The organism is Arthrobacter sp. efr-133-TYG-118, assembly GCF_030209755.1.
In the GTDB taxonomy this organism is placed as follows: domain Bacteria; phylum Actinomycetota; class Actinomycetes; order Actinomycetales; family Micrococcaceae; genus Arthrobacter.
Genome location: NZ_JARVRH010000006.1, coordinates 24,768 through 49,318, shown reverse-complemented (window position 1 = coordinate 49,318; position 24,551 = coordinate 24,768). Strand labels below are relative to the sequence as shown.

General features: G+C 65.5%; 22 protein-coding genes. 9 read left to right on the top strand and 13 right to left on the bottom strand.

Annotation, left to right across the window (positions count from 1 at the left end):
• Window positions 1–89 precede the first annotated feature (89 nt).
• Together QRN59_RS05295 and QRN59_RS05290 are read left to right on the top strand one after the other, a co-directional pair.
• Window positions 90–764: a potassium channel family protein gene (locus QRN59_RS05295; protein WP_284752024.1), complete on the top strand. Its 675-nt coding sequence runs from the start codon at window positions 90–92 to the stop codon at window positions 762–764.
• Window positions 761–1,492 (top strand): potassium channel family protein, encoded by a 732-nt coding sequence (locus QRN59_RS05290; protein WP_284981467.1) that lies wholly within the window; start codon window positions 761–763, stop codon window positions 1,490–1,492. Before QRN59_RS05295 ends, QRN59_RS05290 begins: the two co-directional genes overlap by 4 nt.
• Here the strand turns inward: QRN59_RS05290 and QRN59_RS05285 are convergent.
• The 4 genes from QRN59_RS05285 to dut all read right to left on the bottom strand — a co-directional run bounded on the left by QRN59_RS05285 (window position 1,462) and on the right by dut (window position 3,969).
• A complete protein-coding gene (locus tag QRN59_RS05285) occupies window positions 1,462–2,253 on the bottom strand; it encodes a DUF3159 domain-containing protein (protein WP_284981466.1) in 792 nt (263 codons plus the stop codon). The genes QRN59_RS05290 and QRN59_RS05285 overlap by 31 nt on opposite strands.
• A complete protein-coding gene (locus QRN59_RS05280) occupies window positions 2,250–2,603 on the bottom strand; it encodes a single stranded DNA-binding domain-containing protein (RefSeq protein WP_284981465.1) in 354 nt (117 codons plus the stop codon). Before QRN59_RS05280 ends, QRN59_RS05285 begins: the two co-directional genes overlap by 4 nt.
• Window positions 2,596–3,345 carry a DUF3710 domain-containing protein gene (locus QRN59_RS05275; protein ID WP_284981464.1) on the bottom strand — a complete coding sequence of 250 codons (750 nt, stop codon included), beginning with the start codon at window positions 3,343–3,345 and terminating at the stop codon, window positions 2,596–2,598. Before QRN59_RS05275 ends, QRN59_RS05280 begins: the two co-directional genes overlap by 8 nt.
• Window positions 3,346–3,456: 111 nt before the next feature.
• A complete protein-coding gene (gene dut, locus QRN59_RS05270; RefSeq protein WP_284981463.1) occupies window positions 3,457–3,969 on the bottom strand; it encodes a dUTP diphosphatase in 513 nt (170 codons plus the stop codon).
• 110 nt (window positions 3,970–4,079) lie between these two features.
• On the opposite strand from dut, the gene QRN59_RS05265 reads away from it, so the two are divergent.
• Window positions 4,080–4,580 (top strand): DUF3093 domain-containing protein, encoded by a 501-nt coding sequence (locus tag QRN59_RS05265; protein WP_284981462.1) that lies wholly within the window; start codon window positions 4,080–4,082, stop codon window positions 4,578–4,580.
• Here the strand turns inward: QRN59_RS05265 and QRN59_RS05260 are convergent.
• Entirely contained in the window at window positions 4,577–4,876 is a 300-nt protein-coding gene (locus tag QRN59_RS05260; RefSeq protein ID WP_078105507.1) for a DUF4193 domain-containing protein, read from the bottom strand. The two genes, QRN59_RS05265 and QRN59_RS05260, sit on opposite strands and share 4 nt — an antisense overlap.
• A gap of 282 nt (window positions 4,877–5,158) precedes the next feature.
• Between QRN59_RS05260 and sepH the strand changes: the two genes are divergently transcribed.
• Complete coding sequence (gene sepH, locus QRN59_RS05255; protein WP_284981461.1) at window positions 5,159–6,529, top strand: septation protein SepH; 1,371 nt, start codon at window positions 5,159–5,161, stop codon at window positions 6,527–6,529.
• A 23-nt stretch (window positions 6,530–6,552) separates the two neighbouring features.
• Here sepH and QRN59_RS05250 read toward each other — a convergent pair whose 3' ends face one another.
• The 4 genes from QRN59_RS05250 to QRN59_RS05235 form a co-directional block, all read right to left on the bottom strand.
• Window positions 6,553–7,269 carry a thymidine kinase gene (locus tag QRN59_RS05250; protein WP_284981460.1) on the bottom strand — a complete coding sequence of 239 codons (717 nt, stop codon included), beginning with the start codon at window positions 7,267–7,269 and terminating at the stop codon, window positions 6,553–6,555.
• The gene (locus tag QRN59_RS05245) at window positions 7,262–8,491 is read right to left on the bottom strand and encodes an alkaline phosphatase family protein (RefSeq protein ID WP_284981459.1); all 1,230 of its coding nucleotides are present in this window, start codon (window positions 8,489–8,491) and stop codon (window positions 7,262–7,264) included. Before QRN59_RS05245 ends, QRN59_RS05250 begins: the two co-directional genes overlap by 8 nt.
• The gene (locus tag QRN59_RS05240) at window positions 8,491–9,219 is read right to left on the bottom strand and encodes a DUF5998 family protein (RefSeq protein ID WP_236817024.1); all 729 of its coding nucleotides are present in this window, start codon (window positions 9,217–9,219) and stop codon (window positions 8,491–8,493) included. The genes QRN59_RS05245 and QRN59_RS05240 overlap by 1 nt, the downstream gene beginning before the upstream one ends.
• A 67-nt stretch (window positions 9,220–9,286) precedes the next feature.
• Entirely contained in the window at window positions 9,287–11,989 is a 2,703-nt protein-coding gene (locus QRN59_RS05235; protein ID WP_284981458.1) for a bifunctional acetate--CoA ligase family protein/GNAT family N-acetyltransferase, read from the bottom strand.
• 54 nt (window positions 11,990–12,043) lie between these two features.
• Here QRN59_RS05235 and QRN59_RS05230 point away from each other — a divergent pair, with 54 nt between their 5' ends.
• Complete coding sequence (locus QRN59_RS05230) at window positions 12,044–14,593, top strand: DNA gyrase/topoisomerase IV subunit A (protein WP_284981457.1); 2,550 nt, start codon at window positions 12,044–12,046, stop codon at window positions 14,591–14,593.
• Between the two features lie 16 nt (window positions 14,594–14,609).
• Here QRN59_RS05230 and QRN59_RS05225 read toward each other — a convergent pair whose 3' ends face one another.
• Window positions 14,610–14,990 (bottom strand): VOC family protein, encoded by a 381-nt coding sequence (locus QRN59_RS05225; RefSeq protein ID WP_284981597.1) that lies wholly within the window; start codon window positions 14,988–14,990, stop codon window positions 14,610–14,612.
• Between the two features lie 125 nt (window positions 14,991–15,115).
• Between QRN59_RS05225 and QRN59_RS05220 the strand changes: the two genes are divergently transcribed.
• Both QRN59_RS05220 and QRN59_RS05215 read left to right on the top strand, forming a co-directional pair.
• Window positions 15,116–15,634 (top strand): DinB family protein, encoded by a 519-nt coding sequence (locus QRN59_RS05220; RefSeq protein ID WP_284981456.1) that lies wholly within the window; start codon window positions 15,116–15,118, stop codon window positions 15,632–15,634.
• Between the two features lie 8 nt (window positions 15,635–15,642).
• Window positions 15,643–16,725: an NAD(P)H-dependent flavin oxidoreductase gene (locus tag QRN59_RS05215; RefSeq protein ID WP_284981455.1), complete on the top strand. Its 1,083-nt coding sequence runs from the start codon at window positions 15,643–15,645 to the stop codon at window positions 16,723–16,725.
• Here the strand turns inward: QRN59_RS05215 and cydD are convergent.
• From cydD to QRN59_RS05200, 3 genes are read right to left on the bottom strand one after another with little or no spacing between them, the layout of a single operon-like run.
• Window positions 16,722–20,132 (bottom strand): thiol reductant ABC exporter subunit CydD, encoded by a 3,411-nt coding sequence (cydD, locus tag QRN59_RS05210; protein ID WP_284981452.1) that lies wholly within the window; start codon window positions 20,130–20,132, stop codon window positions 16,722–16,724. The genes QRN59_RS05215 and cydD overlap by 4 nt on opposite strands.
• 3 nt (window positions 20,133–20,135) lie before the next feature.
• Entirely contained in the window at window positions 20,136–21,233 is a 1,098-nt protein-coding gene (gene cydB / locus QRN59_RS05205) for a cytochrome d ubiquinol oxidase subunit II (protein ID WP_284981451.1), read from the bottom strand.
• Window positions 21,234–21,253: 20 nt separating this feature from the next.
• On the bottom strand, window positions 21,254–22,867 hold the full coding sequence (locus tag QRN59_RS05200) for a cytochrome ubiquinol oxidase subunit I (RefSeq protein WP_284981450.1): 1,614 nt from the start codon (window positions 22,865–22,867) through the stop codon (window positions 21,254–21,256).
• Between the two features lie 284 nt (window positions 22,868–23,151).
• Between QRN59_RS05200 and QRN59_RS05195 the strand changes: the two genes are divergently transcribed.
• Entirely contained in the window at window positions 23,152–23,538 is a 387-nt protein-coding gene (locus QRN59_RS05195; RefSeq protein ID WP_078105520.1) for a BlaI/MecI/CopY family transcriptional regulator, read from the top strand.
• Between the two features lie 6 nt (window positions 23,539–23,544).
• Window positions 23,545–24,537 carry a M56 family metallopeptidase gene (locus QRN59_RS05190; RefSeq protein WP_284981449.1) on the top strand — a complete coding sequence of 331 codons (993 nt, stop codon included), beginning with the start codon at window positions 23,545–23,547 and terminating at the stop codon, window positions 24,535–24,537.
• Window positions 24,538–24,551 lie beyond the last annotated feature (14 nt).

Genomic DNA, 24,551 nt, shown 5'->3' with positions numbered 1-24,551 from the left:
GAACGCGATGTCATGACGGCGGACTGGCTTCCGCGACTTGCCCCGGTAGAGTCTTACCGAGCGGCATGCATAAGAGTGAAGGAGAAACCGTGGCTCACTTTGTGATCATGGGTTGCGGACGAGTTGGCGCAACGTTGGCGCACACCTTGGAAGACGCCGGCCATTCGGTGGCAATCATCGACCAGGACGACCGTGCCTTCCGCCGCTTGCGCAGCGGATTCACCGGTAGGAAAGTCACGGGCGTCGGATTCGACCGGGACACCCTCAAGCAGGCAGGTTGCGAGGAGGCGTATGCCTTCGCCGCCGTCTCCAGCGGTGACAATTCCAACATCCTCGCCACCCGGGTAGCGCGTGAGACATTCCACGTTTCGCATGTTGTTGCCCGCATCTACGATCCCGGCCGCGCCGAAATCTACCAGCGTCTGGGCATCCCCACGGTAGCCGCCGTGCGTTGGAGCGCGGACCAGGTCCTGCGCCGGATCCTGCCCGAGCAGCATTTGGCAGGCGATTACCGCGAACCCTCGGGTCGGCTGGTTTTGTCCGAAGTCGACCTTGACCAAGGCTGGATCGGGCACCCGTTGACGGCCATCGAAGCAGCATCCGGCATCCGCATCGCTTTCCTTACCCGCTTTGGCGAAGGCGTCCTGCCGCAGGCCGGAACGGCGTACCAGGAGGGCGACACCGTGCACGCCATGTTGAATCTGGACCGCAGCGCCGAGGTGGCGCGCATCCTTTCCAGCGCACCCGCCAAGGAGTCTGAGTGAAAGTCGTTATTGTCGGCGCAGGCAGCGTCGGTTCATCGATCGCGCGGGAACTGCTTGCCCACAAACACGAGATCATGCTGATCGACCTCAAACCGGAGGTCATCGGGCGCAGCGGGCTCCGCGGGGCCCGCTGGCTGGTGGGCGATGCGTGCGAATTGAGCACGCTGCAGGAAGCGAAATTGGAAGGGGCCGACGTCGTCGTGTCCGCGACCGGCGACGACAAAGTCAACCTGGTAGTGTCCTTGCTGGCCAAGACCGAATTCGGTGTAGGCCGCACGGTGGGCCGGGTCAACAATCCCAAGAACGACTGGATGTTCAACGATTCCTGGGGGGTCGACGTCGCAGTCAACACCCCGCAGCTCATGACGGCGCTCGTGGAAGAAGCCGTGGAAATCGGTGACCTCGTCCGTTTGCTGACCTTGCAGACGGGTGTGTCCTCGCTCGTCGAATTCACCGTTCCCCACGACTCGCACATCATCGGGAGCACCGTGGGCGGCATCGAATGGCCCGACGACGCGACCCTGGTGGCGATCCTCCGGGACCACGCGCCGATCACACCAAGCCGCGACGACGTGATCGACGGCGGCGACGAACTGTTCTTCGTCACGACCATTGAGGCCGAAGACGGCCTCAGGGCCCTGCTCTCCCCGTCCGCCGCGGACCACGGTTCAGTTGACGTCGAGGAAGAGTTTTCGGATCAGTCCGACGACGACGGTTTCGACGGCTGAGGATCACGGTTCGGCTTCTGGCCCGGCGCAGGCCGGGTCAGGAGCCAAGCAATCCAGAGACCCAGGATGTACAGCGGAGCGCCCATGATCAGCCTCATGGTAGCGAGCGCAGCCAGGCCGGGTTCGCCCAGGAAATACAGGGGCACCTGGACCACAAGCCGGAGTGCCAGCACGGCGATGACCACCCATGTGCCGATGGCATATGCCCGCAAGCGCTCCGGGTTCTTCCGCCATTCGAAGCCCTCGTTGCGGACGAAGCCGAACAGCAGGCCGGCGATCGGCCACTTGAGCAGGATCGACAGCACCATTCCCACGATGTAGGCGATATTCGTGTAGAAACCCAGGACGTAGAAATCCTCGGCCTTGCCGGTGGTGTTCGCGAGCCAAGCGGAGATGGCGACGCCGGCGATCCCGGCAAGCGCCTGGGTCAACGGGCGCCGTTGGACCAGCCGGACCACGGTGAAAACGGCTGCCGCCGCGAGGGAGGCAATCAGGGACGCCGGAAGGTCGCGGGTGACCATGAAGGCGACCAGGAATACGAGGCCGGGCACGATGCTCTCGGCTATCCCCTGAACACCTCCGGCCGATTTGAGGATGTCCACATGCCCGTGGCTGTTGCGTTGGAGTCCGGCTTTTTCGGCATAGCCGGCGGCGATGTCCGCAACGCTCGGCCCCAGGGCGCCTTGCCGGGACTCCTCCTCCGGGCCAGGTTCTTCCTGGGCTGGCTTTTCGTGGGGGCCGGATCCGTTGGCGACGGTCATTGGTGCTCCTGCCGGGAGAGGATTTCATAGCGCGGATTGAACATGGTGGGCATCCCGTCCCGCTGCGTGACCATGCCCTCGAGCCGCAGGACAGTCCCGGGTTCGATACCGGGCACTTTGCGTCGCCCGAGCCAGATGACGCGCAATCGGGTCAACGGACCCGTGTCGCCCCTGTGCGCAATCCGGTCAACGACGATTGCAGAGAAGTGTGCTTGCTCGTTGGCGGGCTGGTAGGTCACCGACTCGATGAAACCCGTGCAGTCGACCCGGCCCCGGACGGGGAGCTCAGTGAGAGGCAGGGACGCCGGGCTACCTTGGGCGGCAGCGGCACGCGCGGCTTTGTCAGCCAATCTGGGTGATCTCCGGGCCGCGTTCGGGTTGCTTAAGCTCCGGTGTTTCATGGGGAGCACCGTGCTGCCCTGGCGCTACGGCGTCCTTGGGCAGCTTCAGCTGAAGCAGCTCACGGGGCGGCATGGGGTTGTCTCCGCGAATGACCACAACCTTCCGGAAGAGGTTCTCCAGTCCTTCGGCCGCTTTCCTGTCCAAAGCCGCGTTGCCGCCGATGACTCCACGAAGGAACCAGCGGGGTCCGTCGACGCCCATGAACCGGGCAGCCCGGAAGCCACGTCCGCCGTCTGCGGATTCTGTAGGAAGTTTGGCGATGAGTTCCGTGCCGAAGGTGCCGATGATTTCCTCGACTTCGCCTCCTTGGCTGGACACGGATTGGCCGATCTGTTCGCGGATCTCGTCCCACAGCCCTTCGGAACGTGGAGCGGCAAACGCCTGGAGCTGAAGGCTCGAGCCATCGAGGTCCATGGTGACCGCCACTACCCGCTGGGTTGCCTCTTCCACTTCGAGGCGCAATTGAAGGCCTTCGGAAGGTTCGATCAGCAGGGCGCCAAGATCCACGTAGCCATCCTGGCTATCAATTTCGCTGGCATCCAATGGCCCCCTGGACAGGCGGAAGTCGCCCTTGGCGGCTCCACCGGCTACCGGGCCGGCGTCCTGCCGCGTCGTCGCGGCATTGGCCTGCTCAGTACCGTTGTCTTTCGGCTGCTCAGCCTTGGACTTCTTTCCGCGCCCAAAAAGCATCGGGTTGTCTCCTTAGTAGTGGTCTATCCCCCAGTAAACCGCAGACTGCCCGTCAACTCGCGGGCAGCATGGCAATCAGCTCCTTGCAGCGCCGATTGTCGAGGGTTGTTGCTAGCTCACGGCCGGCACGAAGCCTCCGGTGGATCCAAAGCCGCCGGTGCCGCGCGAGGTGTCGGACAACTCTTCCACGGAAACGAACTGCGCATACTCGACGCGCTGGATCACCATTTGAGCAATTCTATCGCCGCGCTTGAGTTCGATTGCGTGGTTTTGGTCGGTATTCAAAAGCGTCACGGAAATTTCACCTCGGTAGCCGGCATCAACCGTTCCGGGAGCGTTCACCACGGTGAGTCCGTGCTTGGTTGCCAGCCCTGACCGGGGGTGGATCAGTGCGACAAAGCCGTTCGGCAGCGCGATTGACACGCCCGTGGGAACGAGCTTCCGCTCTCCCGGCGCGAGCGACACGTCCGCGCGGGCCCGCAAGTCGGCGCCGGCGTCACCGGGGTGGGCGTACGACGGCACTTCCAAACCGGCGTCGAGCATTTTCAGTTGGACCTGAAGGGTCGGCGCACCGTATTCGGCGGAGGTGTCTGCTGGGTTGGCTACTGCTGTCTCGTGGCTCACAGTCACATATTCTATCGCCCACGGAATACTCTCCCGGTTGCGGCCGCAGGTCAGTCGCAGGGCACAAGGCGCGTTAATTCCCGGGGTCACAGTCCCGATAAGCTGGTGGCATGCCTGAATCGACTGCTTCCGTGCCCGTGCCGCACCATTCCTCGAGTGGAACGGGCGTCCTGTTTACGGAAAAGCTCTGGCCCTCCCCCTGGATTTGGATCGTGGTGGTCGGACTGTCCGCCGCGGGCATCCTGATGTTCGCGCCTATCAGCATCACCGCAGGAATCATCGCCGCGCTGGTTCTCTTCGCGATCATGACCACCATGCTCGTGGTGTCCACTCCCGCGATTGTGGTGGACCGTGACACGGTCCAAGTGGGACGGGCCACTATCCAGCGCGAGTTTGTCGGCGCCGTCACGGCATACCGCAAGGACGAAGCCACGGCAGAGCGCGGTACCCGGCTCCACGGACTCGCGTTCCTGTGCCTCCGCGGCTGGATAGATCCCGTGGTCCGCATTGAAATCACCGACCCGGCGGACCGCACCCCGTACTGGCTGACGTCCACGCGCCGCCCCGAAGAACTTGTGGCGGCGCTGGCCAAGCAGGCCTCCCGCGGCTAGCTTTCGCACTCCTTGCAGTACAGATGGCCGTCCTTCTCCCGCGCAATCTGGGAGCGGTGTTTGACCAGGAAGCAGTTGAAGCACGTAAATTCGTCCGCCTGCGGAGGCAGGACCCGGACCAGCAGCTCTTCGCCAGACAAGTCCGCCCCCGGGAGCTCGTAGGCATCTGCCAGGTCAGTCTCATCGATGTCAACAGCCGATGATGACTGTTTCTCGGTGCGATGCGACTTGAGTTCCTCGATCGAGTCCTCGGTGTCTTCTTCCGTCTTCCGAGGGGCATCGTAGTCCGTTGCCATGGTCCCTTCTTCGTTCTCCCTTGTGCTTCACGCAGGGCTTGCGGTCCTGTCGACCAGAGCCTGCTCCGGTCTAAGGGTGTAACGCAGCAGGCCGCATTTTTGTGCCCGATACCGGGCAGATTGTCCTCCCGGCAGACCCGAATGTCCATACCCCGTTCCGATCGCCTGTGCAGGGAATGCCGGAAATCGCGGAATATCGCGGCGCGCCCTTTGTCCTAGTAGGAAAAGGCCGTACCGGGTGGCAGAGTTTCGAATGTCAGATAGGCCATGGTGGAGGATTTTATGCGGGATCTACGGCTGGTTGGCGTCCACGACGACGGCGGACATCTTCTGTTGAGCAGTACCGGCGGCGAGATGTTCCAGCTTCCGATTGATGAGGCGTTGCGGGTTGCAGCGAGCCGGACACCTGCCCAGGTGGCCGCACGCGCTTCCATCACGCCCGTCGCCATGTCCCCCCGTGACATTCAGTCACGGATCCGCAGCGGCGCTACGGCCGCGGAAGTGGCGGAGCTCTCAGGGCTGCCGCTCGCCAACGTGCAGCGCTATGAGGGTCCTGTTCTTGCCGAGCGCGAGTACATCGCCCAGCAAGCCCGCAAAGTCGAAGTCGCCGCCCCGGCCCCCGGCCAGGACACCTACCGCGCAGCGTTCGGCGACGAACCCGCGAGCCTGGGCGAAATGGTTGCACACCGGCTCACGGCCCACGGTATCGATTCCGCTACGGTGGAATGGGATTCCTGGCGCCGGACCGATGGCACGTGGACCGTCGTCGCACGCTTCGAAACCAAGCCGGGCAGCTTGGAGAGCATCGGCGAAGAGCCACCTGCCATGTGGACCTTCCATCCCGCCCGCAAATCCATCCAGAATGCCAACCGCTGGGCCCAGCAGCTCAGCGAACTGGAACCCCTTGACGGACCCGTACCGGCCCGGCGGCTCGCGGCCGTCTCCGACCGGCCCTTTGACTTTGAGGCCGACGCCGGGACCGCCGCCCGTGCGGCCGCTGCCGCTGCGACGAAGGAAGCCGACGGCCTCCTTGACATGTTGCGCTCACGCCGCGGACAGAGGCTGGGACTTGACGAAGACAGTGACGACGCTTTGGCGCTGCTTCTGAGCAGCGGCGTTCCGGCTGCGCATCCGCGGCCCGTCGACGTCGAAGACGGACTTGCGGATACCGAAACAGCCGACAAAGAGCCATCCGACACAGACACGGACGAGCAGGTCGAAGCCGAACCCGCCCCGAGCCGCCGTGACGCGCGCGCGTCCGTGCTGTCGCGGCTGAGCCTGGCCCCGAAGCATGACGACACGGAAGACGATTCCCTCCATCTTCACGACGGCGTCAGCACGGACACCCGTGAAATCACGCTGATCCCCGCGGCCCTGCGCCCCGTGACCATGTTGCGCGGCAGGAACGACAACGACACGCACACCGGCCAGGACGAGGCACGAACCCCGGCAGCAGCATCACCGCGGGCGGGCCTGGACGAACTTCTCGGCGGCGCTCCCCGGCGGGAACGCGAAGAGCCGAAGCCCACCCGGGCCGGGCAGAAGGATGAAGAAACGTCCGACGCCGGGGCGGCCGAACGCCAGCCGTCACGGCCCAAGCGCTCCAGTATTCCGAGCTGGGACGAAATCGTCTTCGGGACCCGCGGAGACTAGGCAGCTTTCAGTTCGTTGCGCCTTCAGCTGGCGCCGTGCCAAAGGCAGGCGTCGACGTCGAACGGCAGCAACTGATCCCGGCTCGCCATGAGGTTGGCCCCGTGTGCCGTCACCCGGCGCATGTAGTGCCTGCGGCATAGGGTCTCGTATCCGACGACCGGGTGCGACCCTTCGGCTTGCTCCGGTGTAGCCTCCGCCATGTCGGGATCCCTGGCAACGTCTCCCACCACGACCTGCTCGCCTTCGACCACCATGAGGCCGTCCACCGTCCGCGCATTGTGTGTTGCCCGGCGGCCGCACCAACAGAGGGCCTCGACCTGCAGGACCTGGACCCTGTCCGCGAGCTCGACGAAACGCTGGGATCCAGGGAAAAGCCGGGTGCGGAAGTCGGACGTGATTCCAAAAGCGAACACGTCGACGCCCATCTCATCGACCACGCGCGCCAGCTGTTCCACTTGCTCCGGTGAGTAGAACTGCGCTTCGTCACAGATCAGGTAGTCCACCCTGAGGCCCGTGGTCCGGCGTCGGACAACTTCGTCCCAGAAATCGGTGGTGTCAATGACTTCCACGGCGTCCGTCTGGAGGCCGAGCCGGCTGGAGATGACGGAACCGCCGGCGCGGTCGTTGCAACTGAATCGGACCCCGCCCCGGCCGCGCGCACGGTGGTTGTAGTCCATCTGCAACGCAAGGGTGGACTTGCCGCAGTCCATGGTTCCGGAGAAGAAAATAAGCTCAGCCACGGCGGCCCTTGGGACCTCCGGCTTGGAAGCAAAGCAGCGGAACTTCGCGCTCCACTTTGGTCAGCGAACCATGTTGCCCCACCACCTCCAAGGCAGTCGGACGGACGCGGCGGACGTCGTAGAGCGCCAAAGTGTCCCGGGCGGCGATCATGAGGTCCCCGATCCTGGGGGAAACCTCTGCTCGAAGAGTCCCGAAGAGTCCGGCGTCAAGGGCCTGCTCGCGGGTGAAGGCCCAGATCCGCCCGTCGAAGCGGGCGCGCCAGGCATCCAACAGCGCTTCCCGGTGACGCTCTCCTGCATCGGGCTCGAGGTACAGGTGGACCATGCGCGGCTCCCCTGCCGTGTGCCGGACCCCGGCGATAAGGGCGGGATCGGCGGAGTAGTCGATGCGCTGCGACTCGGGGACGTCGAGCATTCCATGGTCGCCGGTGAGGAGGATGGTTGTCCCCGCGGGCAATGAGGCAGAGAGCCTTTTGACCGTTGAATCGATTTCTTCCAGCTGGTGCTCCCAGCGATCGGACTGGCAGCCGTAGCGGTGCCCCGCTTTGTCCAGCTCGTTGACGTAGAAATACATGAGCGAGCGGGTTCCCGCGGCCATTTCCTCCCCCGCCGCTGCCGTCCGGGCGTGGAGCGAGCTGCCGCCCACGAACCGGCTCCCCCGGAGCGCCGCGCGGGTCATCGGTGACGCGCCGAACTGGGGCAAGCTCACCGTGACGACGTCGGCGTCAGCAGCCACGCGTTCGAAAATTGTCGGGTACGGCTGCCAGCGCAGGGGGTCGACTCCAGCGTCCCAATTGCCGAGCAGGTTGACTACCTTGTCCTGGTCGGGATCCAGGACGTCATAGCCCACCATGCCGTGTTCACCGGGCGTACGGCCGGTTCCAAGGCTGGCCAAGGACGATGCCGTGGTGGAAGGAAAAGCCGAATCAAGCCACACCGGGACGGCACCCTGTCCCGAATTCGCGATTGACCGCAGAAACGGAGTGTGGGCTGCCTTCTGCTTCAGGAGATTGCGCCCCAGGCCATCAGCGAGAACCACGCACACGCGTTGCGATGCAGGCAATTGCAGCGTGTTTTCGAAGCCGGGCAGGCCCATGCTTGCTGCTGCGCTGGTGAAGACCTCGGCGATCGATTTGCTGCCATACAGCGGCGCGCCTGGAAGCTCAGGAACGGCGCTGGAAACGGGGACGGCTTCCTGGGCGACCGGTTCCGACGTCGCCATCAGCGCTGGTGCCCGCGGCTCAGCCTGTTTCCGAAGACCCCCGAGCGGAGCCGTGGAGCGGAGATGGTACCCGGGTGGACTGAGGGCCCGGGAGCGCCTGTGTTCACTGCCCGCAGGGCGCGGGCAAAGACCTTCGCGTCCTGGACCGCCCTGGGTCCGTCGGCCTCGGAGCTGATCCGCAACACGATGTCCTCCTGGGAGATGGTGCCCGTGTATCCATGGTCGGCCTCGCACTGGGGATCGCCGCAACTGGCAGGTCCCACATCCAGGCGCTGGCCTCCGGACCAGGCAATGGACAGGGTCAGCTCCCTGACAGGGTCGCTTGGAGTGTAGTTCTGCGGCTGCGCATACATGTAGCTGAGGACTACCGAGCGGATTTGTGCCACCGGAACGGACTCCGTGGAAATCTGGGCGACGATCTGCTCGCCGGCTTCGTCAAGCTGCTGGTCGTCGACGTGGGTGATCACCAGCATGTCCTCGGTGAGTACCAGGACCGTGATGTGCCGCCGGACCTCGGCACGGTCGAAATGCGTTTCCAAATGCACCAGGTGCGCAAGGCAGTCGCGCCCGTCCAAGGCATCGGCCACAACATCGGCAACAAGGACGGGATAGAAACCTGCCCGTTGAAGTGCCTGGTCCAGGCTCTGCCCCTGCGAGCTGTGGTTGTGTGCTGCATGGTGCCCGGTGGTAGCCGGACCGGACGGAGGCGTCGGGGACTTCGAGCTCATTCCCCCATTTTCACAGATCGGCTGGGGACTTCATAACCGTCCGGCCCTACGGCGGTCAACTGTCAGCTCAGCTGAGCATCGCACGGCGGGCACTGTCCGTACGCTGTGCGGCGTTCCCGATCCACACCTCGGCGGCAAGGATTTTCACGCCCCGGGTCCCGGCCAGGACGGGATTGAACTCCACCAGGGCAATCTCGGGATGTTCATCCTTGAGGCGGACCAACCGGGCTCCCAGGTCTTCGAGGGCCGCCACGTCCACCGCAGGCAGCCCTTGGTAGCCGAAGAGTTTCAGGGAAGCCCGGGGGGCCCTGATGAAGTCGTGGAGATCGGTGGAGGACAAGGGAGGCACCCGGTGCGCCCAGTCGTCCAGGAGGTTCACGGCGTCTCCCGCCAAACCGAAGGACACCACGGGCCCCAGGAGCGGATCCTCGATGGCCCGGAACGTGCAGGCCTGTCCCACGGAAACCATGGCCTGCACTTCTATGGCCGATGAACCATACGGCTCGAGGACGCGTCGCATCTGCGCGATGTTGCGCCGCAGCGAGTCCGCGTCCTCGATGTCAAGCCGCACACCTCCCAGGTCCAGGCGATGCCGGAGGGCAGGATCAGTGGTCTTGAGCACCACGGGCCAGCCGAGCCGTTCGGCAGCGGCGACCGCTTCGTCGTCGCTTTCGAATACAGCAGAGGGCACCACGGGGATGCCGTAGCGGGACAGCAGCGCGGCCGATTCGCCGTCGTCGAGGCGTACCAATTGTTCCCCCGGGACAGAAGACAGGAGCCGTTCAATGTGTTCGCGGGTACCTTCGCGGTCGCAACCCGCAGGCTCCACGAACATGCCTTGGTCCCGGTCCAGCCACTTCGCGTAACGGACCACTGCCGCCAAGGCCGCCACCGCGCTGCCCGCGCTGGAGTAGCAAGGAAGGGACGGTCCGGGCTCCCCGGACTCACCGTCCGGGGCGAGCAATCCATCCAGTTGCACGGAAGTATCGAGGATCCCCGTGAAAGCAGCCACGACGGGCTTGCCTGCCTCTGCCGCGCATTCGGCGAGCACTCCCGCAATCGCGTCCATCGTGAGGCTGCGGGACGGGACCATCGCCGCCACCACCGCATGCACGGAATCGTCCGCAAGATTCTCCCGGAGGCTACGCCGCAGCCCTTCCCGCGCCGCGGACATCCCGGCGTCCAGGTCCACGTCGGTGACGATCCGGTCCACGATGAGTCCGTGGGGCGCCGCGTTGTCCGCCACGACCTTCCCGAAGGCCGCGGAATTGCTGTACACGGCGAGCGCCGGGCCCTTGGGCAGGGGCTGGCTGGAAACGATTTGCGCTATATCCATGAGCTGTTCGATGGTTTCGACGGCGATGACGCCGGCTTGGCGCATCATCGCGTCCAGGGCCGCCACAGGCGCCAGCGTTGTCCGGACGACATGACCCGGCGGAAGGCGCAGCCCGGTGACATCCGACTTGGCAACGATGACCGGCTTGCTGCGCGACAAGCGCCGGGCCAGGCGGGAGAACTTGCGGGGATTGCCGATCGACTCCAAATAGAGCCCGACGGCGACGGTATCGGGATCGTCTTCCCAGAACTGCATGACGTCGTTTCCTGAGATATCGGCGCGGTTGCCGGCGGACAGGAACGAGGAGAGGCCCAGTCCCCGGCGGCTCGCCGCGGCGTAGACGGAAACACCGATGGCCGCGGACTGCGAAAACAGCCCCAGTCCCCCACGCCGGGGCAGGCTCGGGGCCATCGACGCGTTGAGCGAAACCTCCGGATTCGTGTTCACGATCCCCAGGGACTCGGGGCCGATCACGCGCATCCCATAGGACCTGGCCTGGCGCACCAGCTCTCGCTGCCTCCGCAGCCCCCGCTCGCCGTCGTCGGCATACCCTGCTGTGGCGACCACCAGGCCTTTGACGCCGACTGCCCCGCACTCGTCCACGACTTTCGGCACTTCCTCGTAAGGAACCGCGATGATGGCGAGCTGCACCGGCCCCGGGACGTCGGCGATCCGGGCGAAGGACTTCATGCCTGCCACCTCGAATGCCTCCGGGTTGACCGCATAGACCGCGCCGGTGAAGCCACCCTCCAGGATGTGTTCCAGCAACTGGTGCCCGACGGTCCCCCACCGGCGGCTGGCGCCCACTACAGCGATCGACGACGGCGCCAGCAAGTCCCGTACGCTGCGGGCCTCGGCGCGGTGTTCCCGCGATTCCATGACGGCCAGGGATTTTTCGGTGGGGTCGATATTGAATTCGACGCTGACGACGCCGTCGTCGAATTTGCGCACAAGCTCGTAGCCGGCGTCGGCGAAGACCCGGAGCATTTTGCGGTTCTCCGGCAGGACCTCGGCCGTGAAGCGGCGGATCCCGTTCTCCCGGGCAGCCGCAGCCAAGTGTTCGAGCAGGATGGAGCCGATGCCCCGGCCTTGCTGGACATCGGAAATATTGAAGGCCACTTCGGCCTCGGTGGGGTCATCGAGCCGGTCGTACCGGCCGACGCCCACGATCTCTCCGCCGATGGTGATGACGAACGCCACCCGGTCCTTGTGGTCCACTTCGGTGAAGCGGCGTAGTTCCTTGCTCGAGAGCCTCGATTTGAACGAGAAGAACCGCATGTAGATGGAAGTCTCGGACTGCGCCGTGTGGAAGGCTTGGAGCGCGTCGGCATCTTCGGGTGAGATAGGTCTCAAGTGGGCCGTTCCGCCGTCGCGAAGCACGACATCGGCCTCCCAATATTCCGGATATACGCTGGCGCCGGGCTGATCCACCATAGGCTTAGCCTAGCTAAGTCTTCCGCAGTACACGTTTAAGGATCCACCGACTCCATGGCACGAAGCCAAAGTCCCTCCCGCGCAAACGCGGCCTCGGCCGCCGTCGACGGGGACTTCACCGAGAACATCATCGATATCGACGTCACTTCCGAAATGGAAGGCTCCTTCCTGGAGTACGCATATTCGGTGATCTATTCCCGCGCACTCCCCGATGCGCGCGACGGCCTCAAACCCGTCCAACGGCGCATCTTGTACATGATGAGCGACATGGGCTTGCGCCCGGACCGCGGGCACGTGAAGAGCGCCCGCGTGGTGGGCGAAGTCATGGGAAAGCTGCACCCCCACGGTGATACAGCCATCTATGACGCTATGGTGCGCATGGCACAGGACTTCTCGCTGCGCTTGCCCCTGATTGACGGGCACGGCAACTTCGGTTCGCTCGACGACGGCCCGGCAGCACCGCGTTACACGGAAGCCCGGCTCGCCGCGGCAGCGATGACGATGACCGAGCACCTCGACGAAGACGTGGTGGATTTCGTCCCCAACTACGACAACCAGCTCACCCAGCCGGATGTCCTGCCCGCGGCCTTCCCCAATTTGCTGGTCAACGGCACCACGGGCATTGCCGTCGGCATGGCCACCAACATGGCTCCCCACAACCTCGTGGAAGTCATCGCGGCCGCCCGGCACCTCATCGCCAATCCGGACGCCACGCTGGAAGACGTCATGCGGTTCGTGCCCGGCCCGGACTTGCCCACAGGCGGCAGGATCGTCGGTCTGGACGGAATCCGAGATGCGTACGCTACGGGACGCGGTTCGTTCAAGACCCGCGCCAAGGTGGAGATCGAGCAGCTGACCGCGCGCCGTACCGGCCTTGTGGTCACCGAACTCCCCTACATGGTGGGTCCGGAGAAGGTCATCGAGAAGATCAAGGATGCCGTCAACGCCAAAAAGCTGACGGGCATCAGCGATGTCATGGACCTTACTGACCGCAAGCACGGACTGCGGCTCGTGATCGAGATCAAGAACGGCTTCAACCCCAACGCCGTGCTGCAGCAGCTCTACCGGTTCACGCCGATGGAAGACTCCTTCGGCATCAACAATGTGACCCTGGTGGACGGGCAGCCGCAGACTTTGGGCTTGCTCCAGCTCCTGCAGGTGTACGTCGGCCACCGCCTGTCCGTCGTACGCCGCCGCACGGCCTTCCGCTTGGGAAAAAAGAAGGACCGCCTCCACCTGGTGGAGGGCCTGTTGATCGCGATCGTGGACATCGACGAGGTCATCCAGATCATCCGCTCCTCGGACGAGGCATCGGCGGCCCGCGAACGGCTGATGTCCATCTACGACCTTTCCGAGATCCAGGCCAACTACATCCTGGAACTCCGCCTGCGCCAACTGACCAAGTACTCGCGCATCGAACTCGAGAAAGAGCAGGAAGAACTGCGCCGGGAGATCGCCGAACTCGAAGCGATCCTGGCGTCCGACGTCCTCCTGCGCGGGCTGGTGTCCGGAGAATTGGCCGAAGTGGCCGAGAAGTACGGCACCCCCCGACGCACGGTTCTCCTCGAGTCCGAGGCTGTCTCCCCCACCGTCGCCGCGGCGCTTGCAGCAGCCGTCCCGGCAGGCAAGGGCAAGGCCGCAGCACTCCCGCTTGAGATCCCCGATGACCCTTGCTGGGCTCTCCTCAGCGCCTCCGGCCAGATCGCACGGACCTCCAACCAGGAGCCGCTGGCCGAATCCGGCCCGCGGAGCAAGCATGATGTCTACCGCTCCGTGGTCAAGACAACCGCGCGCGGCGAAATCGGCGCAGTAACCTCGCAGGGCCGCATGCTCCGGGTACAAGTCATGGACATGCCTGCGTTGCCGCCCATGTCCGGCCTGCCCAATCTTGCCGGGGGCGTCGCGGCAAAGGACTTCATCACCCTGCTCAAGGGCGAAACACTCGTGGCGTTCGTGCCGCTGGATGCCGTGTTGGCCATCGGAACGGTCCAGGGCGTGGTCAAGCGCGTCCAGCCGGACTACCCGCTGAACCGGGAAGACTGGGAAATCATTGCCCTCAAGGACAAGGACACTGTGGTGGGCGTGGAGCCCGCCCCCGACGACGACGTCGATCTCGTCTTCGTCACCCGGCTTGCGCAGCTCCTGCGTTTCAGCGCCTCTGCAGTCCGGCCGCAGGGCCGTACCGCGGGCGGCATGGCGGGCATCAAGCTTGCGGACGGCGACGACGTCATCCACTTCGGCACGGTGCGCGCCAACGACCCTGCCGCCGTCGTCGTGACGATCGCGGGTAGCAACGGCGCGCTGCCGGGGACTGCTCCGGGCACGGCGAAGATCACCCCGTTCGAGGAATACCCGGCCAAGGGCCGGGCGACGGGAGGTGTCCGGGCCCACCGTTTCCTCAAGGGTGAAGACACGCTGCTGCTCGGGTGGGCCGGTCACGGTCCGGCGAAGGCGTCATCCAGCGCCGGCGTTGCCCGCGCCCTGCCACAGGAGCACGGCCGCCGTGACGGCTCCGGCGTTCCCCTCTCCCAGCCAGTGGATGCCATTGGTGCGAGCATGGCGTGGGATGAAGGAAGCACGCCGGAAACCGTTGTCGAAGGCTGAGCCCCGAATATCCTGACTACATCGTGGCGATACTGAGGATGTTTCCTTCCGAATCGAGGAACCAGGCTCCGCGATCACCGGTAGGGAAGGTGGCAACGCCGTTCTCGGTTTTCAGGCCCGGGAAGTCGTACTCTTCGAAAACGACTCCGCGCGCCCTGAGATCGGCCATGTCCTGGTCCAAGTCGGTGCTCTGGAATCCCAACTGGGTATTCTTGGCCGTCCCCGCGTTGGGAGTCTCGTAGAGAAGGAAGGCGGTGCCGTTGGCGCACTTGTACATCAGGTTGTCAGCGGCCTCCGGGTTGTCCGGTTCGAGACCGAGCTTGTCGCGGTAGAAGTCGCGGGCGCGGGCGAGATCGCTGGCAGGGAGCACGCCGGCGACGTTTAGATCCTTAAGCATGGCAATTTCACTTTCCAGGCTTCCCCAGCTCATAACCTTACTCCTGATCGGGCTGATCGGGGCCGGGATGGACCTCTCGCCGGGCAGCGTGACCGGATCAGGAATGCGGGCCCTAGACTACTGCCATGCCGATCATTCCCGATGACAAGGACTGGACCTGGGTCCTGTCCACACCCTGTCCCGAATGCGGCTTCGACGCCGCCACTGTGACCCCGTCTACCGTCCCGGGGACAGTCCTGAACATGCTGCCGCGTTGGCGGGCCGTTTTGCGCCGGGAAGACGCGTCCACCCGTCCGGACGAGCACACGTGGTCGCCGTTGGAGTATGCCTGCCACGTCCGGGATGTCTTCAGCCTCTTCGACCAGCGTTTGAACCTGATGCTGCGGGAGGACGACGCCCACTTCGCCAATTGGGACCAGGACAAGGCCGCGATCGACGGCGACTACGCCAATGCGGACCCCGCAGAGGTGGCTGCGCAGCTGGCCGCAGAGGGCACTCAAATTGCCAACTCCTTCGCCGTAGTCCACGAAGATGAGTGGCCCCGCACGGGGGTCCGCAGCAACGGCTCCACGTTCACCGTGCTGACGTTTGCCCAGTACTTCCTGCACGACGTCGTCCATCACCTGCACGACGTGGACGGCTAGGCGCTGCGATGTCGTGGAAAGACACACGGGCAACCCGCCTCTTCAACATTGACCTTCCCATCGTCCTCGGTCCTTTCGGTGGTCTGTCCTCGGTGGAGCTGGCAGCCACAGTCAGCGAGGCCGGCGGGCTGGGTTCCTACGGCCTCTACGGATACGATGCGGAGCGGATTGCCACCACGGCCCGCGAACTCAGGGAGGCCACCGGGAAAGCTTTCGCACTGAATCTTTGGCTCCCCATCGAGGGCGAAGAGCCGCCAACCGTGGACCCCGGGCAGTTCGCCGCCTACGTGGACATCCTCCGGCCGTATTTCGAGCTGGTGGGCGTGGAACCACCCACGCAACCGGACACCTACCTGCCGGATCTGCAGGAACAGATTCAAGCGGCCATCGATGCCCGCCCGGCCGTACTGAGTTTCGTCTTCGGGGTTCCGTCCGAGGCTGTCATCGAGGAGGCCCACCGGAACGGCATTGTGGTGGTTGGTACTGCAACCACTGTTGACGAAGCGGTGGCCTTGGATGCCAGCGGCGTGGACGCCATCGTGGCCACGGGCATGGAGGCCGGCGGACACCGGGTTTCCTTCCTGCGGGCCCCGGAGGACTCGCTCGTCGGGACCATGGCCCTGGTACCCCAGGTGGTGGATGCCGTCCCGGTTCCCGTCATCGCCGCAGGCGGTATCGCTGACGGACGCGGGGTCGCTGCCGCCTTGGTGCTTGGCGCGGACGCGGTCCAGATCGGTTCAGCCTTCCTGGCCACGCGCCAGTCAGCCATCAGTCCCGCGCACCTCGCCGCGATGCGCGGACCCGACGCCGCCCACACTGTCCTGACCCGCGCCCTCAGCGGCCGCTTGGCACGCGGCATCCCCAACCGGATCATCGCCGAGCTTGCCGATCCTGCCACGCATGCCCCGTTCCCGATCCAGAACTGGCTGACGGGCAAGTTCCGGCCCGCCGCGGCGGCACAGGGAATCCCGGGCCTGATGTCCCTATGGGCAGGTCAGTCGACGCCGCTCATCCGGGAAGAGGATGCGCGGAGACTCATGGACAACATCGTCGATTCGGTGCACGCCACCTTCGGACGGCTCCTCGGCTAGTTTCCGGGCACGAGCACCGGGAGCGCCGACGGCGTGCCGAGATCCAACTTGGAGTCTCCCCCGGCGATGTCGGCCGGATTGTGCGTCACCAGGACCACCGTGACGTCCTTCAGCCCGGCACGCAGCTCCGCCATCATGAGGCGTCCGGCCTCGGCGTCGAGATGGGCCGTCGGCTCGTCCAGGAGGAGGACAGCTGCGCCGGTGAGGAGCGTGCGGGCCATGGCGAGCCGTTGGCGTTCGCCGCCGCTCAGGAACGAACCCGAGGGGCCTATGCGGCTGTCAAGGCCACCGGGAAGCCCGGATACCAATCCTGAAAGCCCGACGGCGCCCAAGGCCTGGTACATGTCCGCTTCGGAAGGCTTCCGGCTGGCCGGGCGGGCGAGCAGCAGATTGCCGCGGATAGTGGAGTCGAAGAGGTGGGCCTCCTGGGGACACCAAGCAGCATTTCCGCTGACGTAGGCCCTCCCGGAGGATGCCGGCAGGAAGCCAAGCAGCACGGAGAGCAACGTGGATTTCCCCGAGCCGGAGGGGCCTGTGACCGCAAGCCAGCGTCCGGGGGCCGCTTCGGCGCTGAGCCCGCTGAACACGGGCGCGCCGCCGGGCCATGAAGCCACGAGTCCGTCCAGCTGCAGTCCCGCAGAGCCGTCGGGCCGCTTCGGCAGACTCAGCACACCGCCGTCGGCTTCTGAGGCATCAAAGGCTCCTGACTGGGCGATCCGCCGCAGCACCGCGGCCAAAGCCGGACCCTGCCGCACGGCAGACACTACCGCCCCATAGGGTTCCGCGAGCGCCAGCTGAACCAGGACGACGACGGCGAGCACGGCCGGCGCGACAGTGCCGGATTGCACCGACGGTGCCGCGAGAATGCCGGCAGCCAGCGCTCCCAGGGTGCAGGCCAGCACGGTCAACCCCTGGCCTATGCCGTCAGCCCACGCGGAACGCTGTGCGGCCGCAGTGGCCGCGTTGTCCCTCCGGGTCAAGGAGGACAGAACCGTTCCGGCCACGCCGTTTGCGCTGAGCTCCGCGCGGGCGTCGAGGGCTGCGGCAACGTCGCGCAGCACGAGTGAGCGCAATTGCTGCTCTGAGCGGGCCGCGTTGCGATCCGCCACCAGGGCAAGAAGAGGAGCCAGGACAAGGCCAACCACGGCGCTAGCCACAACTGCCGGCACTGTGGCGGGAACCAGCAGGGCCGAGGCAACCACGGCCGACACTGCGACGGCAAGGGCAGAGAGGGGCGGCAGGACGACGCGCGGCAGCACGTCCCGCAGGGTATCGACGTCGTCCACCACCGCGCCGAGGACATTGCCGCCCTGCAGGAGCCGGCGGAGTGACAGCGCCCGCGCGCTGAGCGCCGCCCAGAGCGCCCCCCGGAGCCTTGTCATCGCGGCGAACACGGTGTCGTGGACGACGAGCCGCTCGGAGTACCGCAGCACCGCTCTGCCAATGCCGAAGAATCGAACGCCCACGATGGCACCGAGCAAGTACAGGATGGGCGGTTGTTCGCTGGCCCGGATGATGAGCCAGCCGGACAGCCCGGACAACGCCACGGCAAACAAGGCGGCGAGCGCCGCGATCAGCACGGCACCGGCGAACTTGTAACGGACGGGCGCCAGGATACGCGCCAGGGCCTTGAGCACGGAGATGGTGGTGGGGGGTTCAATTCCCCCCGTCGGTGTGGTTCCGGGATTCGTGTCCCCTTGGACCGGAGCTGGTGCGGATGCGGCGGCGGCGGATTCCCGGCCCACGGGCCCGGTTTGCTCCTGCGCTGTCCCGCTGTCGACTGTCCCGCCGTCGACTTTAACGACGTTGTCCGCCAGAGTCCGGGTCGCGGTGTCGTGGGCCACCAGGATGACAGTCGCGGCCCCTCGCAGCCCCGTGATGGCCGAACGGATCGCGTCCGCGGATGCGACATCGAGGTGCGCGGTGGGTTCGTCGAGCAGCAGGACGGTGGCTCCCGCGTTGAGCCGCGCCAAACCACGGGCCACGGCCACCCGCCGCACCTCGCCGGGGCTCAATTCGGAAGGATGTTTGAACGCGAGGTGCTCCGCGGCAGACTGCTCCAGGCAACGCATGGCCCTCGCAATGTCCGCGTCCGGAGTGGACCCGGTGTCCATCGACGCGACGTCCTGGTTGCCGCCGTTCAGGTAAAGGACGACCTCGTCCAGCACCGTTCCGGCCACCATGACGGGATGCTGCGGCACCCAAGCCACGGTGCCGGCGCCCAGTCCGTTAACGGAACCTTCGATGGTTGCCAGCGGACCGTCGCCGATCGTTCCGGCGAGGGCGCCCAGGATGGTGCTCTTGCCCGAACCGCTCCGGCCGTCAAGGGCGGTGATCTGTCCCGCCGGTGCCTTGAAGTCGATGGGCCCGACGGCGGCGGCCACCCTTCCCGGATACCTCACCGTCAGTCCGGTGACCACGACGGCGGCGGACTGTTCGGTGCCGGAAACATCGCTCAGCAGACGGCCCGCCGGCGACTCCAGCACGGCGTTGGCTGCGGCCAAGGCCTCGCGCCCGTCGTCGCTGGCGTGGTGTGCTGTGCCCAGCTCGCGCAGGGGAAGATAGCAATCGGGGGCGAGGATGAGGGCCAGCAGGCCTGCTTCCAGTCCCATGTCGCCCGCCACCAGTCGCACGCCGATGAAGACGGCCACGACCGCGACGGAAATGGTGGCTATCAGCTCCAGGGCGAGGGCGGACAAGAAGGCAGTCCGCAGTGTTCCCATGGTGCGCGAGCGGTATTCCTCGGAGAGATCCTCGAGGGCTGCGCGCTGTTCGCCCGCGCGGCCCAGTCCCACCAGCACGGGAAGTCCCTTGGCCAACTCCAGGATGTGTCCCGAGAGCCTCCGCAGCGTGGATTGGGCTTCGTGGACCCGGTCCTCCGTGTGGCGGCCGATCAGCACCATGAACAGCGGGACCAGCGGCAAGGTCAGCACCACAACCACGGCGCTGACCCAATCCGCGAAGAGGATCCGCGCGCCGAGGAGCAGGGGCAACGCCGCACAATTGACCAAGGCGGGCAGGAACTGGGTGTAGTAGTTGTCCAGTGCATCAAGTCCGCGGGTCGCGAGCACGGCGAGCCCGCCGTCGTTCACTTCGCCGACCCGTCCCGCAGCCCCGGCGCCGAGGGCGCGCTCCAGCAGCCTGGACCTCAGCTCTTCCTTGACCCCAAGGGCCGCCCGGCGCGCCGCGACTCCTTGTCCCCAGACCGTCAGCGACCGCAGGACCGCGCCGGCGGCACCCCAGAGGAGTCCTTCGCGCCACCCCATGCCGCCCGCTGCAAGTCCGGACAGCATTCCCGCGATGGCCTGCGCAATCAGGACCAGGGACAAGGCCTTGAGTGAGGACAACAGGCCAAGGAAGTACAAGGCGGATCGGGTGGCAGGTCCGGCGGGCAGCTGGGGCTTCATCCGTTACTCGCCGGCGTCGCGGGGTGCGCGTTTCGCAGCTGGTCCGCCCGGCGCCGCATGGCCGACCAGGACCTTGGCCCCGATGGCCGGCAGGAAGCCATGTGCGGCGGGAATATGTGCCGCGCTCACGCGGCGGCGGAACACCCAGTAGGTCCAGGCCTGGTACGCGATGACGAGGGGCAAGCCGACGGCGGCCACGATGCTCATCAGCCCCAGGGTGTAGGCGGAGGACGAGGCGTTGGAAATGGTGAGGTTGAAGGCGGGGTTCAGTGTGGAAGGGATGACCACGGGGAACGCGGCACCGAAAATGGACGCAGTGGCACACACCAGGAACGCACCAAGGGCTCCGAAGGCCTTGCCCTCGGCCCCCTTGCGGGCGAGTACCCAGGCCCCTGCAGCTGCGAGGACTCCGAGGATCACCAGGATCCACGTCAACGGCTTGCCACTGAGGAGCTGGACGGCCACCATCCATGCCAGCAGCGGCAGCAACGCGAGCGGTGCGAGCCACACAAACCAGCGGCGCGCGCGGTGGCGCACTTCGCCGTCGGTCTTCAGGGCCAGGAACGCCAGGGCATGTACCAGGGCGAACGCGACGACGGCGAATCCGCCCAGCACGGCGTATCCGCTGAACCAGGCAAAGGGGCCGCCCTGGCGGTCGCCGTTCGAGTCGATCGGCAGCCCGGTGGTGGTCAACGCCAGCGCGGCGCCGATGCCGAACGCGGCAATGAACGAGCCCAAGGCTATCGCCCAGTCCCAGACGGTCCGCCAGCGCGGGCTGTCCACTTTGCCGCGGTACTCGAAAGCCACAGCCCGGAAGATCAGGGCCACCAGGACAATCAGGAGCGGCAAGTAGAGCGCCGAAAACAGCGAGGCGTACCACAGCGGGAAGGCCGCGAAGGTGGCACCGGCCGCGGTCAGCAGCCACACTTCGTTCCCGTCCCACACCGGTCCGATCGTGTTCAACAGCACCCGGCGGTCGGTGTTGTTCCGGGCGAAGAGCTTCATGAGCATTCCGACACCGAGGTCGAAGCCCTCCAGGAAGAGGTATCCCGTCCACAGCACGGCGATGGCCACGAACCAGACGGTAGGCAACAGTTCCATTCGAAAGATTCCTCTGCTTCCTAGTAGGCGAATGCCAGGACGTCGTCGCTGTCGCCGGGTTGGCCCGGAGCGCCAGGGGTCCCGCCGTCGTCGTCCTTCTTTTCTTTCTTCCCGCCGTAGCGGGCTTCGGCGAGCTCCGGCATCGCGGACACCACGCCACCCCGGGCGTATTTGACCAGGAGCCGGACTTCCACTACCAGCAGGACCGCATAGATGGAGGCCAACACGACGAGCGAGGTGATGAGCTCAACGGCGGAGACGCCGGGTGAGACGGCCGCGGCCGTGAACATGAACACCTGGTCGACTCCGCTGGCGTCAGGATTGGGCGCTACGACGAACGGCTGCCGGCCCATTTCGGTGAAGATCCAGCCGGCGGCGTTTGCCCCGAAGGGAGCCAGGATGCCGAACACCGCCAGGCGCATGATCCAGCGGGATTGCGGGACCATGCCCTTGCGTGTGACCCAGAGGGCAAGCAGTGCGGCGAGAGCGGCGACCCCGCCGAAGCCGATCATCATGCGGAAGCCCCAGTAGGTCACTTCCATGACGGGTACGTACTGGATTTCCTGGCCTGCCCGATCGCCGTACAGGGGATTGTTCGGCAGGTGGGTGCCGTACTTGGCCTTGTACTCGTCGAGGAGGCTGTTGACGCCCTTCACTTCCGTGTTGAAATCGCCCTTGGCCAGGAAGGAAAGGATGCCGGGAACCTCGATCACGGCTACGATGTCGTTGCAGTTCTTGGACCCGAGGTTGCCGATGCTCAGCACGGAGAAGCCGGTGCCGTCGTGGCAGGCGGCCTCGGCCGCGGCCATCTTCATGGGCTGTTGTTCGAACATCAGCTTGCCCTGAAAATCGCCCGTGATGGCGGTGCCGGCGAAGGAGATCATGGCGACGACGGCGCCGATCCGCAGGGAGTTGATCCACACCTTGTAGTCGGCCTTGTCCCGTCCGGGAATGTCGGCTTCGCCCGCGATGGCCCGGCCGTCCGCTCCGACGGTGTCAATGCCGTCGTGGCGGCGGCGCCAGAGGTGGTACCAGGCGATGCCCAGAAGGAACGCACCGGCGACGGCCAGCGCACCGAAGAGCGTGTGGGGCACGGCCACCATGGCGGTGTTGTTGGTGAACACTGCCCAGGCGTCGGTCATGACGGGGCGCCCGTTGACCATCGTGACACCGACGGGGTGCTGCATCCACGAGTTGGCCACGATGATGAAGTAGGCCGAGAAGACCGAGCCGATCACGGCAATCCAGAGGCACGCAAGGTGGACGCCACGCCTGAGTTGCTTCCAGCCGAAGATCCATAGCCCCAGGAAGGTCGATTCCACAAAGAACGCCAGAAGCGCTTCCAGGGCCAGGGGCGCACCGAACACGTCGCCGACGAATCGGCTGTATTCGCTCCACGCCATGCCGAACTGGAATTCCTGCACGATGCCCGTGGCCACCCCCATGATGAAGTTGATGAGGAAGAGCTTGCCCCAGAACTTGGTCATCCGCAGGTATTCAACTTTGCCCGTGCGGTACCAGAGGGTCTGGATGACGGCGACAACAAGCCCCAGCCCGATGGTCAGCGGCACCATCATGAAGTGGTAGACCGTGGTGATTCCAAATTGCCAGCGTGCGATTTCCAAGGCGTCCATGGCTGTCCTTTTTATCCGGCATTGTCCCGACGCCCGCTTGCGGCGCCCTTTTTCTACGTTGCGTAGAACTGACTTCTTCTACACAGTGTAGAACAAACCCCTGCGATCTCCTCACCACTCTTCCAGTGGCGTAACAGTGCCGCAAGGACACGGCGCGCCGCATGTTCTACCTCACGTAGAATCGCGACCCGAAAAGCGGTAGATTGAGGGTGGAATGTTGGATCATCGCGCTGCCTTCAGCCTAGGAAACGGGGCGGGGAAGCGCGGAAAGTAGGGATGCATTGATGGCAAGTCTTGGCGAACTGGAACGGGCGGTCATGGATCTCCTCTGGGCAGGCCAGGAGGCTGCAACAGCCAACAAGCTTCGTGATCTGCTGGCGCAGGATTCTGCCGCCACGGATGGCATTGCAGGACACCAAGGCAAGGACCTCGCAGTCACCACCGTGCTGACGGTCTTGTCCCGCCTTGAGAAGAAGGGCCTCGTGGAGCGCGAACGCGGCACCCGCCCGCACCGCTACCAGGCCGTTTCGAGCCGCGCCGACCACACTGCGGACCTCATGCATGAGGCCTTGGGTTCCGCCCCGGACCGCGAAGCGGTACTGGCCCGGTTCATTGGTTCCGTGAGCGAGAGTGAAGCCGCCACGCTGCGCAAGCTGCTCGGCAAAAACTAAGCACCCATGTTCTGGACCTCATATTTCCTGGCGGTCCTCGCTTTGGTGCTGGCATGGCCGGTTCCCGTCCTTTTGTCGCGCGCCGAATGGCCGGCACGCGCGCCCTTCATGGCCATGGTCCTCTGGCAAGCCATCGCACTCGCCGGTGGCCTCTCCATGATCGGGGCCATGCTGGTCTACGGGCTTGAGCCCATCGGCGACAACCTCATTGCAGGCCTGCGTTCCTTGGCCGGCATGGTGCTTCACAACGAGCCCACCACGGCACTGGGCTTCTGGCACTTGTTCGCCTTGTCCGCCGCGGCGCTGCTGAGCGCCCATCTCGTGTTCACCCTGCTGCTTACCTACGTCAAGATCGAACGGCAGCGGCGGAGGCACCGCGAACTCCTCGCGCTTCTGGCCTCCCCGTCCGCAGACGGCCCTGGAACCGTGGTCATCAACCACGATTCCCCCGTGGCCTACTGCTTACCCGGCGGCGCACGGTCAGTGACCGTCCTGTCCGACGGCCTGATGGCCGCCCTGGAGCCTGCCGAGCTGAGGGCCGTCCTCATCCACGAAAATGCGCATCTCTCGCAACGCCACGACCTTCTCTTGTGGGCCTTCGCGGCATGGCGCCAGGCACTGCCCTGGTTCCCCACCACGCGACTCGCCCAGGTCGCAGTCAACTCCCTGATCGAAATGCTCGCCGACGATGCGGCCCTGCGCACCGAGAGCAAGGGAACGCTCATCAAGGCGATCGCGATCGTGGCCAGCGGCTCCCCCCGCCCCGCGGAGCAATTCGCGCTTCCCCGAACAAGCGATCCGGACGCTTCCCCCGAAAGCAGCTCCTTGAGCGGCACCGGCGGTGCCGACTCACCGCGTACGACGGCGTCGCGCGTCAGCCGCCTGCTCTCACCCAAGCCGCCGCTTCCGGCAGCTCAGCGCGCATTGGTGCTCGCGGCGTCGGCCATGTTGCTCGCGGTGCCGACAGGCCTGCTGATCGTACCGGGTTTGCTGGGCTGAACAGGGCTGCTGGG

Excerpts from the sequence above, each read along its gene's own strand:
- QRN59_RS05260 (WP_078105507.1), bottom strand. The coding sequence starts at position 4,876 with ATGGCAACGGACTACGATGCCCCTCGGAAGACGGAAGAAGACACCGAG.
- QRN59_RS05240 (WP_236817024.1), bottom strand. The coding sequence starts at position 9,219 with ATGAGCTCGAAGTCCCCGACGCCTCCGTCCGGTCCGGCTACCACCGGG.
- QRN59_RS05265 (WP_284981462.1), top strand. The coding sequence starts at position 4,080 with ATGCCTGAATCGACTGCTTCCGTGCCCGTGCCGCACCATTCCTCGAGT.
- cydD (WP_284981452.1), bottom strand. The coding sequence starts at position 20,132 with ATGAAGCCCCAGCTGCCCGCCGGACCTGCCACCCGATCCGCCTTGTAC.
- QRN59_RS05245 (WP_284981459.1), bottom strand. The coding sequence starts at position 8,491 with ATGGCGACGTCGGAACCGGTCGCCCAGGAAGCCGTCCCCGTTTCCAGC.
- QRN59_RS05230 (WP_284981457.1), top strand. The coding sequence starts at position 12,044 with ATGGCACGAAGCCAAAGTCCCTCCCGCGCAAACGCGGCCTCGGCCGCC.
- QRN59_RS05195 (WP_078105520.1), top strand. The coding sequence starts at position 23,152 with ATGGCAAGTCTTGGCGAACTGGAACGGGCGGTCATGGATCTCCTCTGG.
- QRN59_RS05285 (WP_284981466.1), bottom strand. The coding sequence starts at position 2,253 with ATGACCGTCGCCAACGGATCCGGCCCCCACGAAAAGCCAGCCCAGGAA.
- QRN59_RS05190 (WP_284981449.1), top strand. The coding sequence starts at position 23,545 with ATGTTCTGGACCTCATATTTCCTGGCGGTCCTCGCTTTGGTGCTGGCA.
- QRN59_RS05215 (WP_284981455.1), top strand. The coding sequence starts at position 15,643 with ATGTCGTGGAAAGACACACGGGCAACCCGCCTCTTCAACATTGACCTT.
- QRN59_RS05200 (WP_284981450.1), bottom strand. The coding sequence starts at position 22,867 with ATGGACGCCTTGGAAATCGCACGCTGGCAATTTGGAATCACCACGGTC.
- QRN59_RS05220 (WP_284981456.1), top strand. The coding sequence starts at position 15,116 with ATGCCGATCATTCCCGATGACAAGGACTGGACCTGGGTCCTGTCCACA.
- QRN59_RS05225 (WP_284981597.1), bottom strand. The coding sequence starts at position 14,990 with ATGCTTAAGGATCTAAACGTCGCCGGCGTGCTCCCTGCCAGCGATCTC.
- QRN59_RS05275 (WP_284981464.1), bottom strand. The coding sequence starts at position 3,345 with ATGCTTTTTGGGCGCGGAAAGAAGTCCAAGGCTGAGCAGCCGAAAGAC.
- cydB (WP_284981451.1), bottom strand. The coding sequence starts at position 21,233 with ATGGAACTGTTGCCTACCGTCTGGTTCGTGGCCATCGCCGTGCTGTGG.
- sepH (WP_284981461.1), top strand. The coding sequence starts at position 5,159 with ATGCGGGATCTACGGCTGGTTGGCGTCCACGACGACGGCGGACATCTT.
- QRN59_RS05235 (WP_284981458.1), bottom strand. The coding sequence starts at position 11,989 with ATGGTGGATCAGCCCGGCGCCAGCGTATATCCGGAATATTGGGAGGCC.